This window comes from uncultured Subdoligranulum sp., assembly GCF_937890665.1.
The window spans coordinates 1-15,605 of record NZ_CALADU010000203.1 but is presented as its reverse complement, the minus strand read 5'-3'; the positions used below and the strand labels follow the sequence as shown (position 1 = coordinate 15,605).

The window sequence follows — 15,605 nt, the reverse complement described above, 5'->3', positions numbered from 1 at the left end:
CCCCGTTGTGGCGCCGTTTCCTATTTACATGGAAGGTGACCTGCCGCAATCTGCTGCGTTATAAGCGCCGTTTCTGGATGACAGTCATCGGGGTGGCGGGCTGTACTTCGCTGTTGGTGGCAGGCTTTGGAATCTCGGATTCGCTTAATGCGATCATCACCCGACAGTTCAGTGCGGTTTCTCATTACGACTTGATGACGGTGGTCACCAAGGAAGAGGCGCTGGAATCGGGGACAGTTTACGACTATCTAACAGAAGGAAATCCCATCACCGAGTCGCTGACCGTCTCTATGGAAACGACCCGTCAATCTCCGCCGGAGGGCGGTGTGGATGTCTATCTGATGGTCCCGCAGGATGTGCAGCGCTTCGCCAATTTCCTTGATCTGCACGAGCGGGTCAGCGGCAAGGCGGTCCCGTTGGGAGAAGAGGGTGTGGTCCTTACCGAAAAGCTGGCCAAGACCTTGGGGGTACAGGCTGGGGATACCATTACCTTGACCAACGGCGACGAGCAGACCGGCACCTTTACCGTCAGTGGGGTATGCGAGCATTACATCAGCAACTATGTGTATATGAGTGCCGCTACCTATGAGGCCGGCTTCGGTACGCCGGTCAGCTACAATGCAGCTCTCAGCAAACTGACCGATGACAATCAGGAAGTACGCGATGCTGTATCGGAAACTTTGCTGGCGATGGACAATGTGGCCAGCCTGACCTTCACGCAGGACAGCATTGTGCAGGTCTTGAATATGCTCAACTCCATCGACGCAGTGGTGGTACTGATCATCGTTTGCGCGGCAAGTTTGGCCTTTGTGGTGTTGTATAATCTGTCGAATATCAACATTGCCGAGCGTGTCAAAGAGATCGCCACCATCAAGGTCTTGGGCTTCTATGATCGCGAGGTCAATGCCTATGTCAACCGAGAAAGCGTGGCGTTGACGCTGATTGGAACGCTGTTCGGCGTGTTCGGCGGTATAGCACTGCACCGCTTTATCATTGTCACGGTGGAAGTGGACGCCGTTATGTTCGGACGGGATATTCAGCCGCTGAGTTTTGTCTATGCCATCGCGCTGACTTTGCTCTTCAGCACGTTGGTAAATCTTGTAATGCAGCGCTCGCTGCGTAGAATCTCGATGGTCGAGAGTATGAAAGCACCGGAATAACCGATAAAAAGTACAAAAAGTTGAGAAAACCCGACTCCTGCCTCGGTGGCAGGAGTCGGGTTTTTCCATTGACGAGAAGGAAAAGGGCGGCGCTTTTTTTATTTTCTTTTGTATTGACAATTTAAAAAGCCATGCTATACTGATTAAATGCGCTAAAGAATGTTAGCATACGAACAATTCGATACCTAACAAAAGAAGGGCGGGTGAGAGGTACGAAAACACATCAGTCTGACTGTGCGCCGGGCTGCTGTTGCAGTGATCACTTTGGGGCATTGGTCAGCCAAACTTCCCGTGTGATCCGTCGCTCGATGGATGCACGCATTGCCGCAGAAGTCACACCGGAACTTACCGGGGTACGGGGCATGCTGCTGGGGGAAATTGTGCGTGCCAATAAGGAAGAACGCGATATTTTCCAAAGGGATGTAGAGCGATGGATGCAACTTCGTCGCTCCAGCGTGACAGTCATTTTGCAGGCGATGGAGCAGGACGGTTTTATCACCCGCTGTTCGGTAGCGCAGGATGCCCGCCTCAAACGGTTGAGTGCAACCCCGAAAGGTGTGGCGTATCATGAGCGCATTCGCTTGAGCATCGATAACTTTGAGCGCGACTTGCAGCGCGGCATCCAGCCGGAACAGCAAGCTGTGGCAAGGGCGGTGCTGGAGCGGATTCTGTCCAATGCACAAAGCGTGATGGGGGAGGGCTGAGCGCCCTAGATGCGGTTTTCGCATTCCCTTATTCGGAAAGAACAGTATGTAAAGGTAGAAAGGAGCAATCAATCTTGTTCAAGACACTTGGACGTGAAACCAAAGGATTTCGTTTGGTTTCGATCCTCACCCCGATCTGCATGATCGGTGAGGTTATCATGGAAATGATCATCCCCAGGTTGATGGCGACCATCGTGGATGACGGCGTGACCGCCGGCAATATGGAGGTCATCTATTCGGTAGGTGCCAAAATGCTGTTGGCTGCCCTCATCGGCCTACTGGTGGGTATTTTGGGGGCTATGTTTGGGTCCCATGCAGCCACCGGTTTTGCCCGCAACTTGCGCCGGGGCATGTTCCGCAATATCCAAACTTTCAGCTTTGCCAACATTGATAAGTATTCCACGGCCGGTCTGGTTACCCGTATGACCACCGACGTGACCAATATCCAGAACGCTTATCAGATGATGCTGCGTATGGCCATCCGTGCGCCCGCCAGCATGATTGTGGCGTTGATTATGTCTTTCACCATCAATGCCCAGTTGGCCAGCGTGTATCTGGTAGCGGTGATCCTGCTGGGGTGTGCGTTGATGTACATTATGGTGCACGCCACCAACTACTTTACCGGTGCGTTCCGTAAGTATGATGACCTGAACGAAAGTGTGCAGGAAAACGTCTCGGCCATCCGGGTAGTCAAGGCTTACGTCCGCGAAAAGTTCGAGGGAGAGAAGTTCCGCAAGGCCAGTGAAAATGTCCGGCAGCTGCTGATGCGTGCCGAACTGATTCTGGCTTGGAACGCCCCGCTGATGACTTTGGCGGTTTATAGCTGCATTTTGATCATCTCCTGGCTGGGTGCCCGCTTGATCGTGCTGTCCGGTGCGACCAGCTTCACCACCGGTGACCTGATGAGCATGCTGAGCTACTGCATGAACATCTTGATGAGCTTGATGATGCTCTCTATGGTGTTTGTTATGATCACCATGTCTGCTGCATCTGCCAAGCGTGTTGCCGAGGTTTTGGAGGAAAAATCCGATCTGGCCAACGGTGAAAACCCGATCATGGAAGTGAAGGATGGTTCCGTTAAATTCAAGAACGTCAGCTTTGCCTATAAGAAAGACGGCGAGAAGGCGTTGGAGAACATCAATCTGGACATTCAGTCCGGTGAAACCATTGGCATTATCGGCGGTACCGGTTCGGCCAAGTCCAGTCTGGTACAGTTGCTGCCCCGTCTGTATGACGTGACGGAAGGCAGCGTCGAGGTTGGCGGCGTGGATGTGCGCCGGTATGATCTGGAAACCCTGCGCAACAGTGTGGCCATGGTGCTGCAAAAGAACGAATTGTTCAGCGGCACCATTGCCGAGAACCTGCGCTGGGGCAATCCCAATGCCACCGATGACGAGATCAAAGCGGCCTGCCAGCAGGCTTGTGCCGATGAGTTTATTGAGCGCTTCCCTGACAAATACGAAACTTACATCGAACAGGGCGGCACCAACGTGTCCGGTGGTCAGAAGCAGCGTCTGTGCATTGCCCGTGCCCTGCTGAAGAAACCCAAGATTCTCATTCTCGACGACTCCACTTCGGCGGTGGATACGGCTACCGATGCCAAAATCCGCCATAGCTTTGCCGAGAAAATCCCCGGCACCACGGTCTTTATCATTGCCCAGCGTATCTCCAGCGTGGAAAATGCTGACCATGTCCTTGTGTTGGATAACGGACATATCAGCGGCTATGATACGCCGGAAAATCTGCTGAAGACCAACGCAATCTATCAGGAAGTGTATAACAGCCAGACCAAGGGGTCCGGCGACTTTGACGAGAAAGGGGGCGAGGCGTAATGGCACAGCAGGCGAAAGTGGTTCAGGTAGGCGCCGGCCGTAACCGCGGTCCGCGTCCCAAAGTGGCCAACCCCGGCAAAATTCTCAAACGCATTCTGGCCTATGTCATGCACCTCTATAAGTTCCCGGTCATTGCCGTGTTGTGCTGCATCTTCATCAGCGTCTTTGCACAGGTACAAGGTACCTTGTTCATGCAAACGCTGATCGATGGTTACATCACGCCCATGCTGTTGGAAAAGAGCAGCGATTTCAGCGGCCTGATCCGGGCCATTGCCCGCGTAGGTGCATTCTATGCAGTGGGCATTTTGGCCATCTTCCTGCAAAACCGTATGATGGCACGTATTACGCAGGGAACGCTGAAAAACTTGCGTGATGAAATGTTTACCCATATGCAAACGCTGCCCATCAAGTATTTCGACACCCATGCCCACGGCGACATCATGTCGATCTACACCAATGATACCGATACGCTGCGGCAGATGATCAGCCAGAGCTTGCCGCAGTTGGTGAACACCTGCATTACGGTGGTCAGCGTGTTGATCTCCATGTTGGTGCTCAGCCCGGCGCTGACGCTGGTGGCTTTGTTCATGGTGGGCGTCATGCTGCTTTGCACCAAGTTCCTCACCGGCCGTTCCGGCAAATTCTTTGTGAAGCAGCAGCGGGAACTGGGCCGCGTCAATGGCTACATCGAAGAGATGATGAACGGCCAAAAGGTCGTCAAGGTCTTCTGCCATGAGGAAGCTGCAATCGAACGCTTTGACGAGCTGAACGACGAACTGTTCCACAGTGCAGACAAGGCAAATGCCTTCTCTCTGGTGGCGATGCCTGTCAATGCCCAGTTGGGCAACTTGAGCTATGTGTTGTGCGCCATCATCGGCGGCGCTATGGCCATTGCCGGTTTCGGCGGTTTGACGCTGGGCAAACTGGCCAGCTTCTTGGTTTTGACCCGCAACTTCAACCAGCCTATTACCCAGATTTCGATGCAGTTGAACTCGGTGGTTATGGCGTTGGCAGGCGGCCAGCGTATCTTTGCGCTGCTGGATGAAAAGCCGGAAGTCAACGAAGGCGACATCACCTTGGTCCATGCCAAGTATCTGCCTGACAACACGGTGACCGAAACCGATCAGCCCACCGGTACTTGGGCTTGGAAAAAGACCGATGCCAACGGCCAGAGCACCTATACCGAGCTCAAGGGCGACATCGTCTTTAAAGATGTGGACTTTGGCTACGATCCGGGCAAGATCGTGCTGCACGACATCAACTTGTACGGTCGTCCGGGCCAGAAGATTGCCTTCGTTGGTTCTACCGGTGCCGGCAAGACGACGATCACCAACCTGATCAACCGCTTCTATGACATCCAGAAGGGCCAGATCCTCTACGATGGGCATGACATCAAATCCATCGAGAAGGATGCGCTGCGTTCTTCGCTGGGCATCGTGCTGCAGGATACCCACCTGTTCACCGGCACGGTAATGGAGAACATCCGCTATGGACGGCTGAACGCCACCGACGAGGAATGTATCGCGGCGGCACGTTTGGCCAATGCGGACGGCTTTATCAAGCATCTGCCCGACGGGTACAATACCATGCTGACCGGCGACGGCACCAACCTGAGCCAAGGCCAGCGGCAGTTGTTGGCCATCGCTCGTGCGGCAGTAGCCGACCCGCCGGTGCTGATCCTGGACGAAGCCACTTCTTCCATTGATACCCGTACCGAGAAGTTGGTGCAGGATGGCATGGATGGTCTGATGTATGGCCGTACCACCTTTGTGATTGCCCACCGTCTGTCTACGGTGCGCAACTCGGACTGCATTATGGTTTTGGAGCAGGGCCGCATCATCGAGCGTGGCACCCACGACGAATTGATTGCCCAAAAGGGCCGGTATTATCGTTTGTACACCGGTAATTTTGCAGAAAATTCGTAAAAGAACGGTAAAAACGCAGCCTGAATCAATCAAAATTGCCGGGATGGCTTTGTGCCATTCCGGCTTTTTTGTGCAAAATGCCGCAACAGCGCCAAAAAGTTGACGAATTGGGAAAAAGTGGCTATAATAGAGAACGTAGCCACGCAATTTTGCAGTGGAACAGAATGCGGCCAGAGGGAAAAGAAAGAGGCCGCCCAACGTATTAGGAGGAATTCCGATATGGCACCCAAAAAGAAAGTTGCCCAGACCGTACTTACCGACGGTAAGTTCTATACCATCAGCGCCGCCAACGGCAAAGTCGTGGAGGTTGCGGATTATAACATCGATAATGGCGCCAAGATCCAGTTGTGGGATAACGTGAACGCCGAATGGCAGCAGTGGAACTTCGTCGCCGCTGGTGACGGTGTGTACCGCATCCAGAACCGTTTCACCGGCAAAATGCTGGATTTGGATTGCGGCGGCGTCAGCGACGGCACTCGCGTGCATCAGTGGGAGGGCGCTCCGGCGTCCAGCCAGCTGTGGGTCGTGGAGCCTTCCAACGACGGCAGCGTCAAGATCAAGTCTAACCTTGCCGGCAAGCTGCTGGACGTGGTGGGCATGAACACCGATAACGGCGCGGCCCTGCAGATTTGGCGGGACGAGAATGGTACCACCCAGTACTGGACTATCAGCGAAGTGACCCGCAAGCCCAAGACCAGCGCGAAGGCCACCGCCGCCAAGGCGAAGGCTGCCGCAGAGAATATGGCCGATGTGGCGGTAGACGCTGCGGAGGAAGTGGTGAAGGCTGTGAAGAAGGCCAGCACCACCCCCACGGCCAAAAAAGCCGTTAAGACGGTCAATGATACCGTGAAGGCTGTCACCGAGGCCGTCAAGCCCGCTGCCGATGAGGCTGTAAAGGCTGCGAAGCCGGTGGTGGAAGAGGCTGTGAAGGCGGCCAAACCCGTGGTCAATGATGCTGTGAAGGCGGTCAGCGATGCTGTGAAGCCCGCCGCCAAGAAACCGGCCGCCAAGAAGCCTGCTGCCAAGAAGACCACCAAGAAGGCCGGCAAGTAATCACCGGTTTGACGAACCCCCTTGCAATTTTTGTGTTGGAACGATGAAGTCCCCGCGCTGTATGGCGCGGGGACTTTTTGTATGCCCCAAAATACACGCCTGACCATTGACTTTCGGCATGCGGAATATAGAGAAAGGCCCCGCAATCGACGGTTCGTCGAAAGCGGGGCGCAGGTATTTGTGAGGAATCTTGGCGGTTTACAGAGCGTCCATAGCGGTGCGGATGTCGGCTTCGGTGGCGCGCATAGCCTGCAGCGTCTTATCCAGCAGGGCGTCCAGCTCCCAGCCCAGCATCTCGGCACCTTGACGGATCACATCCCGAGAGCAGCCTGCGGCGAACTTTTTATCCTTGAACTTCTTCTTCAGGCTGGACAGCTCCATATCGGTGCAGCTTTTGCTGGGCCGCATCTTGGCGGCGGCACCGATCAAGCCGGTTAGTTCGTCGGTGGCAAACAAGACTTTTTCCATCTCGTGTTCCGGTTTCACCTCGCTGCACAGGCCGTACCCATGGCAGCACACAGCGTGGGTCAACGCTTCGCTGGCACCGGCTGCAGGCAAAATCTCGGCCGCTTTGGTGCAATGCTGGTCGGGGTAGCGCTCAAAGTCCACGTCGTGCAAAAGCCCGCACAGTGCCCAAAAATCTGCGTCGGCATCGTAGCCCAAGTTCCCGGCAAACCAGCGCATGACAGCTTCCACCGTCAATGCATGCTGCAAATGAAAAGGCTCTTGGTTGTATTCTCGCAGCAGGGCCCAAGCCTGCTCACGCGTCATTCCTGCATCCATTGGTATTCGCTCCTTTATGAAAGCGTCGGCTCTCAGCCCAGCGCTTGGATGGATTCCTGAATCTTAGCGGCCTTCTCTTGTGCGGCGGCCAGCTTGGCGCGGGTCTCTTCTACCAGTTTGGCAGGCGCCTTCTCCACAAACTTGGGGTTGTTCAGTTGGTTCTGGAACATGGCCGTCTCTTTCTCTGCCTTGGTCAGTTCCTTGTTCAGACGCGCCAATTCCTTCTCACGGTCGATCAATTCCATCATCGGAATGAAGCCCCGAGCATGGGGTGTGGCAACCGTGACCATCCCTTCGGTGGGGCCGTCGTACTTGGCGGTCAGCGTTACGTCGGTGGCAAAGGCAAAGCGAGCCAGATAGGCACCGCCCTTCTCGAAAGCGGCAGGGGAGGAGGTTTCGATGACCATGGTGGTCTTCTTGGCCGGATGGACATTCATCTCGCTGCGTATAGCACGTACCGCTTTAATGTAGTCCATCAGCTTCTCGAAGTCGGCGCACTCGTCCGCCCAGACCGGCATCTCCAGATTGCCCGGCCAAGTCTGGAGCATGATGGTCTCCTCGCTGCCCGGCAAGGCCTGATAGATTTCCTCAGTGATGAACGGCATAAAGGGATGCAGCAATTTCAGGGCTTTATCCAGCACATAGACCAGCACTTTGCGGGCAGTGTCGGCTTGCAGGGCATCGTCGCTGTTCAGGCGGGACTTGCAGATCTCGATATACCAGTCGCAGTAAACTTCCCAGATAAAGTTCTCTACCTTTTCGGCGGCAAGACCCAACTCGTATTTGTCCAGATTGGCGGTGGCCTCGGCGGCAACCTTGGACAACTCGGACAGCACCCACTTGTCGCTCATGTCCAACAGGGCCTCGTCGGGCATGCCGGGGGTGAAGTCCTCCGGCAGGTTCATCAGCACAAAGCGGGCAGCGTTCCACAGCTTGTTGGCAAAGTTCCGGCTGGCAGTAACCTTTTCGTCGCTGTACCGCATGTCGTTGCCGGCGGTGGAACCCACAATCAGCATCATGCGCAGCGCGTCGGCACCGTACTGGTCGATGACTTCCAGCGGATCGATGCCATTGCCCAAACTCTTGGACATCTTGCGGCCCTGACTGTCCCGCACAATGCCGTGGATCAGCACCGTGTCGAAGGGAGCTTTGCCGGTATAGGCAAGACCGGAGAAGATCATACGGGAAACCCAAAAGCCAATGATGTCGTAGCCGGTGACCAGCGTGTTGGTGGGGTAGAAGTAGTTGTAATCCTCGGCGTTTTCGTTGGGCCAGCCCAGCGTGGAGAAAGGCCACAAGGCAGAGCTGAACCAGGTATCCAGCGTGTCGGGATCTTGGGTCAGATGGGCGCTGCCGCACTTGGGGCAGACAGAGGGAGCCGTCTTGGCGACCACCGTCTCGCCGCAGTCGTCACAGTACCAAGCAGGGATCTGGTGGCCCCACCACAGCTGACGGCTGATGCACCAGTCTCGGCCGCCTTTCATCCAGTTGATATAGTTTTTGGTGAACCGCTCGGGCACAAACTTGATGTCGCCCTTTTCCACGGCCTCAATGGCGGGACCAGCCAACGGCTCCATCTTGACGAACCACTGCTTGGACACCATCGGCTCGATAACCGAATGGCAGCGGTAGCAGGTGCCCACATCGTGGGTGATGCTCTCGGTTTCTTTCAGCGCGCCGCAGGTCTCCAAGTCTGCCAAGATCGCCTTGCGGGCCTCCATGGCGGTCATACCGGCGTACTTGCCGCAGTCCAGCACATCGGGCTCGTCGGCGGCCGCGCGTCCAGCGGTCTTTTCAGCATCCGCGGCAGCCTTGTCGGCGGCGCCGGTCATATGGCCATCGTAGGTCAGCACACGGATCATCGGCAGATCATGGCGCTTGCCCACCTCAAAGTCGTTGGGGTCGTGGGCGGGGGTGATCTTCACCACACCGGTGCCCTTCTCCATGTCGGCGTGCTCATCGCAGACGATGGGGATTTCGCGGTCCAGCAACGGCAGAATTACATGGCAGCCATGCAGGTGGGCGTACCGGGGGTCATCGGGGTTGATCGCCACGGCGGTATCGCCCAGCATCGTTTCGGGACGGGTGGTGGCCAGTTCCAGCGTCTCGCCGGTCTCTTTGACTTTGTACAGCAGATGCCAGAAGCTGCCTTCCTTGGCCTCATACTCCACCTCGGCGTCGGAAATCGAGGTGTTGCAGTGGGGGCACCAGTTGACCATCCGGTTGCCGCGGTAGATCAGGCCCTTGTCGTACAGGCGAACGAATACTTCCTTTACGGCGTCGGAGCAGCCCTCGTCCATGGTGAAGCGCTCCCGCTGCCAGTCACAGGAACAGCCCAGCTTTTTCAGCTGGCTGACAATGCGGTTGCCATAGGTGTTCTTCCAGTCCCAGGCCCGCTCAAGGAAGCCGTCCCGGCCGACCATCTCTTTGGTCAAACCCTCTTCCCGCATCTTGGCCACCACTTTGGCTTCGGTTGCGATAGAGGCGTGGTCGGTGCCCGGTACCCACAGGGCGGCATACCCCTGCATCCGCTTATAGCGGGTCAGAATATCCTGCCAAGTTTCATCCATGGCATGGCCCATGTGAAGCTGGCCGGTAACGTTCGGCGGCGGCATCACAATGGTAAACGGCTTTTTGCTGCGGTCGATCTGGGTATGGAAATACCCTTTGTCGCACCAATTTTGATAGATGCGATCCTCGGCACCCTGCGGTGCGTACTGTTTGGCGAGTTCTTTCGGCATAAACAAAACCTCCTACTGGTTGTTGCGGGGCTGTTTTTTTAAAAATAAAAAAGACCGCCCCATGAACGATCATGGGACGGCCTGAAAAACAATTCAAGTCGCGGTACCACCCAAGTTGCCTTATTACAATAAGGCCGCTTTGCGGCAGGAAAAAACCTGCCTGCCCGAATAACGGAGGCAAACCCGTGCACGGTTACTGGCTGGATTTCGCCGTGCCTGCTCAAAAGCGACAGCAGCCTTGCCTGCTTTGTCGGACTCACACCAACCGCCGACTCTCTGCAAAAACAGAACAAGCGCACTCTTTCTCACTGCATTTATATAATATGTATCCTACCGCAGCGCCGTGTGGTTGTCAAGAGGGAATCTTTCCGCTGCGAAAAACTCTTGACAAGATCTTTTGGTCGGTATATAGTGCAAAAGGCTGTGTTTTGAGGAGGAAGTATATATGGAGTTGGCTGTCATCACCGCCGAACAAGTACTGCGGCTTCTGCTCATGATTTTGATCGGCGCTGTGTGCTGCAAGTGGGGCGTGTTTCAACCAAAGGAAAAATCTGTGCTGGCCAATTTGCTGCTGTATGTAGTTTCACCGGCGATGATATTGGATTCCTATATGGTGGACTTTGACCCGGCCATTTTCCACAATCTGCTCGTGACCTTTGCCCTGAGTACGGTGGCGTTGGTAGTGGGGATGGTGGTTGCCTTTGCGGTTACAATGCGCACCCCGCGGGACAAAAGAGGAATTATCTGGCTTGCCTGTGCTTTTTCCAATGCGGGCTATATGGGATTCCCGCTGGTTCGGGCGCTGTTTGGTGACGAGGGCCTTTTGTATGCCAGCGCCTTTGTCACTATGTTTAACATTCTGATTTGGGCAGTGGGCGCGACGTACCTGCGTGGACAGGCTGACCCGAAGCAGATTGTCCGCAACGTGGTGACCTGTCCTTGTATTTTGGCGGTAGTGGCAGGGTTGATCATCTATTTGGCCCGGATTCCGATTCCAGAGATCATTGCCGACCCGGTAGGTTCGGTGGGGGATATGAATACGCCGTTGTCTATGATTATTACCGGTGCGACCATTGCCTCCGGCAATCTGCCCAAGCTGCTGCACAATCCCAACTTGTTTCGCACACTGGGGGTACGCATGCTGCTGATCCCGGCGGTGACGCTGGTGTTGTTTGCATTGTTGGGATTGCACGGAACGGTGCCTACCGTCGTGCTGCTGTTGGAGGCCTGCCCTACGGCGGCCATGACCACGATGCTTGCCATCCAGTACAAACAAGATGAAGAGCTGGCAGCGGGAGCCGTGGTGTTTTCTACGTTGAGCAGTATTGTGATTTTGCCGCTGTATGCACTGGTGCTGACGGCTGTATTATAAAGAAGGAAGGCGTGACCGCAGAAGGTTTCGCCTTTTTTTGTGGGGTTTGACTTGCCGCCGGACGGTAGGGGTGCTATAATAGCGAGTTATAGAGGAGTACTGTTACAAAAAGGAGTTTTATGCAAACAGAAAAAACAAGCCCATGGCTGATCGCATTTCGTGTGATTTTCACACTGGCGCTGTTGGCCTGTGTGGCCTATATCTTTCGCAATTCTTTGCAGACGGGGGCCCAGTCCTCGCTGCGCAGTCAGGCGGCTATGGAAACCGTCAATGAAACGCTGGGGTGGCTCCATCTGGGACCGCTCTCCGAACATACCATTCGCAAACTGGCCCATTTCCTCGAGTTCATGATGGAAGGCTTTTTGCTGATGCTCTGCCTGCGGGTTTATACGGCTCGTTTTGTGCGGCATATCAGCTGGCCGCTGTTGGGCGGTTTGGCCACTGCCGTGATGGACGAAACGATCCAGGTGTTCATTCCCAACCGAACTTCTTTGGTCACTGATGTCTGGATCGATATGCTGGGAGTGGTGGCTGGCATTTTTGTCGCCTTGGTGATCTTGTTGATTGTCCGGGTGGTAATAGCCTTTGCTCAGATCAAACAAGAAAACCGCGCTCTGCGGGAAGAACGAGAAGAACTGCGGCGTGCGCAGCGGGAACAGGAACATGAGCGGCTGGCCCAGCGGGCAGCCCACCGTGCGTATGAGGCACAGCAGCCGCAGGTGCCCAACGAAGAGGAGGAACAGCCAGAATGACTACGCAACAAGCCATCGAGGCACTGCACGCATTGCCGCGGCTGGGCAGTGGAAAGCCCGGTCTTGCACGGATGCAAAATTTGTTGGATCATCTCGGGAATCCGGAAAAAGAACTGCAGTGTATCCATATTGCCGGGACCAATGGCAAAGGAAGTCTGGCGGCCATGACGGCTGCGATTCTGACGGCGGCGGGCTATAAGACCGGCCTGACCATCAGCCCGTATGTGGTGGACTTCCGGGAACGCTTTCAAATCAATGGCGAGATGATCTCGCCGCGGAAATTGGCTTCGCTGGCCCAAAAGGTGTTGGACGCAGCCGAGGCCATCCGGCAGGAGGGCGGGGAAGGCCCTGTTCAGTTTGAGGCGGTCACTGCGCTGGCGCTTTTGTGGTTCGCACGGGAGAAGTGTGATTTGGTCGTGTTGGAAACCGGCCTCGGCGGCCGCTATGACGCTACCAACGTGGTGCCCCATACCTTGGTGGCAGCCATTACTCGCATCGGGTACGACCATATGGAACTGCTGGGGGATACGCTGGATAAAATTGCCGCCGAAAAAGCCGGCATCATCAAGGAAGGCTGTGCGGTGGTTTGCTACCCGGACCAACCGGCGGAAGCCATGGGGTCCATTTTGACGGCCGCGGCTGAGGCACATACCAGCATTATCACTCCGGAGATGGACGACATCCGACAGCTTCCCGGCAAACGGCTAGAGAACCGTGTGGATTATGGTGGGTATCAAGCGGCGCTGGGGCTGCCCGGCGCCCATCAAGCCAACCATGCGGCAATGGCTGTGGAAATCGCCTTGGCGCTTTGGCGGGAATACGGCTATGAGATCTCGGATGACGCGATTTTGCAAGGCTTGGCGACTGCCCGCATGCCTGCCCGCATTGAAGTGCTGCGTCGCCATCCCCTGTTGCTGCTGGACGGCTGCCACAATCCCGATGGTACCCGTGCGCTGGCCGAAACGCTGCAAAAGGCTAAGTATGAGGAGAACCTTGTGGGCGTGTTGGGGATGCTGGCCGACAAAGACTATAAAACCATGCTGGAAGTTTTGGCACCCTGTTTTGCCAAGGTGTATACCGTAACGCCCAACTGTCCGCGAGCACTCAGCGGCGAGGATTTGCAGCGGGAGGCTCGGTTCCATATGGATGCCGAGGCGGCGGACAGCGTGCCGCAGGCACTGCGGGCGGCAGTCAACTATGCGGAAGAAAACAATCTGGCGGGTGTTGTGGTTTGCGGTTCCCTCTATTTGGCGGCCGAAGCCCGTCCGTGGCTGCTTAAAGAGGCGGAAAAATAACCGTTTGCCGCCCTGTTCCAACAAAATATTTACGGCAAAGCCTGTATCGTAAAGATACAGGCTTTTTCTGTTGCCTGATTTTTGGCGGTTACTTTACGGTATCGCCCAATCCGTGGAAAAAGGGGACAACCTCGATGGCAAAGGTTTGCTTTGTGCCGGGCAGCGGCACGCTGGCTGCGTATCTGAGCGGTGAGATCGATCATCATGCGGCGCAGTCACTCCGACGGGAAATTGACGCGCAGGTAGACGAACGCCTGCCGGAACTTCTGACGTTGGATTTTTCAGGTGTTACATTTATGGATTCGTCTGGTGTTGGGCTGATTTTGGGACGGGACCGGCATATTGTGTCGCTGGGGGGGCGGCTTACGGTACAAAATCCCCCGCCTACGGTGCGCCGTATGTTGGACCTTGCCCGCATCACTTATGCCTGAGAGGAAAGAACCATGAAAATGCTCAATCAAGTGAAGATTACTTTTGCCAGTCGGTCTGTCAATGAGGGGTTTGCCCGTGCGGCGCTTGCGGCTTTTTTGGTGCAGCTTGATCCTACGGTGCCGCAGTTGGCCGACCTAAAAACGGCAGTGTCCGAGGCGGTGACCAACTGCATTGTTCACGCCTACCCGGATGCCATTGGGCCCATTACCCTTACGGCGGGCCTTTATGAGGGCGGCTTGGTGCGAATCACCATTAGCGATCGGGGTGTAGGCATGGATGACGTGGCCAAAGCGATGGAACCTATGTATACCACCGGCGATCCATCCGAGCGCGCGGGCCTTGGCTTTGCGGTGATGCAGAGCTTTATGGATAAGGTGCGGGTGTCTTCCACACCGGGCAAAGGTACCCGCGTTACTTTGACCAAACGCTTGGAAGCGCGCGACTGACCCCTTACATATCTTATAAAGGGGGAAACTGGTATGCCAGCACAAAGTATTGACCTGCTGCCGCGCGGAGAGTTTATTGAGAAAAATTTGGGGTTGGTCCATGCCTGCGCTGGCCGGTTCAAGGGCCGGGGCATTGAGTATGAGGAGCTGTATGCTGCCGGTTGTTTGGGTTTGGTCAAAGCCTGCGATGGGTTTGATACGGGGCGGGGCGTCTGCTTTTCTACCTATGCGGTACCGGTGATTCTGGGGGAAATCAAGAAGCTGTTTCGGGATGGCGGTACGGTCAAGGTTAGCCGCTCCTTGAAAGAGTTAAGTATGAAGATCAATGCAGAGCGGGAACGCAGCCTTAAACGCACGGGAAAAGAACCGGGGGTCGCGCAGTTGGCAGAAACGTTAAACACTACCCCGGAACAGATCGCACTGGCGATTCGGGCATCTCTGCCGGCTTTGTCGCTGACGCCCACCGATGAAGAAGAGGGGCAACGGGAATGGGATGTGCCGGTAGATTCCCCGGAGGAAAGTCTTTCGGATCGCATTGGTCTGGAGGAAGTGATGGACAAGTTAGAACCAAGGGACCGTCAACTGATTCGCTTGCGTTTCTTTGGCGGACAAACCCAGAGCGAAACGGCCAAGGTGTTGGGGACTACGCAGGTGCAAATCTCTCGACGGGAACGAAAGGTTTTGCAGTGGATGCGGGAACAACTGTTGGGAGAATCTAGGACTGCACTATAATAAAGCGTGCATGTTGGCGATGCCTTCGTCAATGTGCACGCTTTTTTGCGTTTGGTTTGTAAGGATCTCCAAAAGTAAAAAGGCGGCCTTAACAGTAAGATAACAATATGATATGATACGCCTACCACAGCGGGAAACGACGATATATCGTTGACCTGTAAGAGATCGCAAAAAAATGTCAAAAAATCTGAAAAAAGGTGTTGACAAAGTGGTTTCGCGGTGGTATTATAATCAAGCTGTCCGGCGCGAGAGCGACACGGAAAGCCGCTGAAAACCGCATAACAACAGCCTTTGAAGGCTTTTTCGAGAGCTTCGGCTCACGAAAAAAACTTCAAAAAAATCTCAAAAAAGTTCTTGACAAACGGAACTTCATGAGAT

The 15,605-nt window shown here is 55.1% G+C and carries 13 protein-coding genes and 1 other annotated feature; of the genes, 11 read left to right on the top strand and 2 right to left on the bottom strand.

From position 1 onward, the window contains the following. The 5 genes from Q0526_RS11640 to Q0526_RS11620 all read left to right on the top strand — a co-directional run. On the top strand, positions 1 to 1,160 hold a 1,160-nt coding region (locus Q0526_RS11640), incomplete at its 5' end, for an ABC transporter permease (RefSeq protein WP_298733778.1). A 203-nt stretch (positions 1,161 to 1,363) separates the two neighbouring features. Then, complete coding sequence (locus tag Q0526_RS11635; protein ID WP_298733776.1) at positions 1,364 to 1,864, top strand: MarR family transcriptional regulator; 501 nt, start codon at positions 1,364 to 1,366, stop codon at positions 1,862 to 1,864. Between the two features lie 74 nt (positions 1,865 to 1,938). Beyond that, a complete protein-coding gene (locus Q0526_RS11630; protein ID WP_298733774.1) occupies positions 1,939 to 3,696 on the top strand; it encodes an ABC transporter ATP-binding protein in 1,758 nt (585 codons plus the stop codon). After that, complete coding sequence (locus tag Q0526_RS11625; protein ID WP_298733772.1) at positions 3,696 to 5,621, top strand: ABC transporter ATP-binding protein; 1,926 nt, start codon at positions 3,696 to 3,698, stop codon at positions 5,619 to 5,621. The genes Q0526_RS11630 and Q0526_RS11625 overlap by 1 nt, the downstream gene beginning before the upstream one ends. 219 nt (positions 5,622 to 5,840) lie before the next feature. Continuing rightward, positions 5,841 to 6,674: an RICIN domain-containing protein gene (locus Q0526_RS11620; RefSeq protein ID WP_298733770.1), complete on the top strand. Its 834-nt coding sequence runs from the start codon at positions 5,841 to 5,843 to the stop codon at positions 6,672 to 6,674. Between the two features lie 198 nt (positions 6,675 to 6,872). Here Q0526_RS11620 and Q0526_RS11615 read toward each other — a convergent pair whose 3' ends face one another. Further along, complete coding sequence (locus tag Q0526_RS11615) at positions 6,873 to 7,457, bottom strand: HD domain-containing protein (protein ID WP_298733769.1); 585 nt, start codon at positions 7,455 to 7,457, stop codon at positions 6,873 to 6,875. A 32-nt stretch (positions 7,458 to 7,489) separates the two neighbouring features. Beyond that, on the bottom strand, positions 7,490 to 10,198 hold the full coding sequence (locus Q0526_RS11610; RefSeq protein ID WP_298733767.1) for a valine--tRNA ligase: 2,709 nt from the start codon (positions 10,196 to 10,198) through the stop codon (positions 7,490 to 7,492). A gap of 69 nt (positions 10,199 to 10,267) precedes the next feature. Continuing rightward, positions 10,268 to 10,516, bottom strand: a binding site (T-box leader). A gap of 127 nt (positions 10,517 to 10,643) precedes the next feature. Between Q0526_RS11610 and Q0526_RS11605 the strand changes: the two genes are divergently transcribed. The 6 genes from Q0526_RS11605 (at position 10,644) to Q0526_RS11580 (ending at position 15,227) form a co-directional block, all read left to right on the top strand. Continuing rightward, positions 10,644 to 11,570: an AEC family transporter gene (locus Q0526_RS11605; protein WP_298733765.1), complete on the top strand. Its 927-nt coding sequence runs from the start codon at positions 10,644 to 10,646 to the stop codon at positions 11,568 to 11,570. A gap of 119 nt (positions 11,571 to 11,689) precedes the next feature. Further along, positions 11,690 to 12,322, top strand: a complete 633-nt coding sequence (locus tag Q0526_RS11600; RefSeq protein WP_298733763.1) for a VanZ family protein — start codon at positions 11,690 to 11,692, stop codon at positions 12,320 to 12,322. After that, on the top strand, positions 12,319 to 13,617 hold the full coding sequence (locus Q0526_RS11595; RefSeq protein ID WP_298733761.1) for a folylpolyglutamate synthase/dihydrofolate synthase family protein: 1,299 nt from the start codon (positions 12,319 to 12,321) through the stop codon (positions 13,615 to 13,617). The genes Q0526_RS11600 and Q0526_RS11595 overlap by 4 nt, the downstream gene beginning before the upstream one ends. Positions 13,618 to 13,751: 134 nt before the next feature. Next, positions 13,752 to 14,048 carry an anti-sigma factor antagonist gene (locus Q0526_RS11590; protein ID WP_298733759.1) on the top strand — a complete coding sequence of 99 codons (297 nt, stop codon included), beginning with the start codon at positions 13,752 to 13,754 and terminating at the stop codon, positions 14,046 to 14,048. A 12-nt stretch (positions 14,049 to 14,060) separates the two neighbouring features. Beyond that, a complete protein-coding gene (gene spoIIAB / locus Q0526_RS11585; protein ID WP_298733757.1) occupies positions 14,061 to 14,495 on the top strand; it encodes an anti-sigma F factor in 435 nt (144 codons plus the stop codon). 33 nt (positions 14,496 to 14,528) lie between these two features. Further along, on the top strand, positions 14,529 to 15,227 hold the full coding sequence (locus Q0526_RS11580) for a sigma-70 family RNA polymerase sigma factor (RefSeq protein ID WP_298733755.1): 699 nt from the start codon (positions 14,529 to 14,531) through the stop codon (positions 15,225 to 15,227). The last annotated feature ends 378 nt before the right edge of the window (positions 15,228 to 15,605 follow it).

Excerpts from the sequence above, each read along its gene's own strand:
- Q0526_RS11595 (WP_298733761.1), top strand. The coding sequence starts at position 12,319 with ATGACTACGCAACAAGCCATCGAGGCACTGCACGCATTGCCGCGGCTG.
- spoIIAB (WP_298733757.1), top strand. The coding sequence starts at position 14,061 with ATGAAAATGCTCAATCAAGTGAAGATTACTTTTGCCAGTCGGTCTGTC.
- Q0526_RS11600 (WP_298733763.1), top strand. The coding sequence starts at position 11,690 with ATGCAAACAGAAAAAACAAGCCCATGGCTGATCGCATTTCGTGTGATT.
- Q0526_RS11605 (WP_298733765.1), top strand. The coding sequence starts at position 10,644 with ATGGAGTTGGCTGTCATCACCGCCGAACAAGTACTGCGGCTTCTGCTC.
- Q0526_RS11610 (WP_298733767.1), bottom strand. The coding sequence starts at position 10,198 with ATGCCGAAAGAACTCGCCAAACAGTACGCACCGCAGGGTGCCGAGGAT.
- Q0526_RS11580 (WP_298733755.1), top strand. The coding sequence starts at position 14,529 with ATGCCAGCACAAAGTATTGACCTGCTGCCGCGCGGAGAGTTTATTGAG.
- Q0526_RS11590 (WP_298733759.1), top strand. The coding sequence starts at position 13,752 with ATGGCAAAGGTTTGCTTTGTGCCGGGCAGCGGCACGCTGGCTGCGTAT.
- Q0526_RS11625 (WP_298733772.1), top strand. The coding sequence starts at position 3,696 with ATGGCACAGCAGGCGAAAGTGGTTCAGGTAGGCGCCGGCCGTAACCGC.
- Q0526_RS11620 (WP_298733770.1), top strand. The coding sequence starts at position 5,841 with ATGGCACCCAAAAAGAAAGTTGCCCAGACCGTACTTACCGACGGTAAG.
- Q0526_RS11615 (WP_298733769.1), bottom strand. The coding sequence starts at position 7,457 with ATGGATGCAGGAATGACGCGTGAGCAGGCTTGGGCCCTGCTGCGAGAA.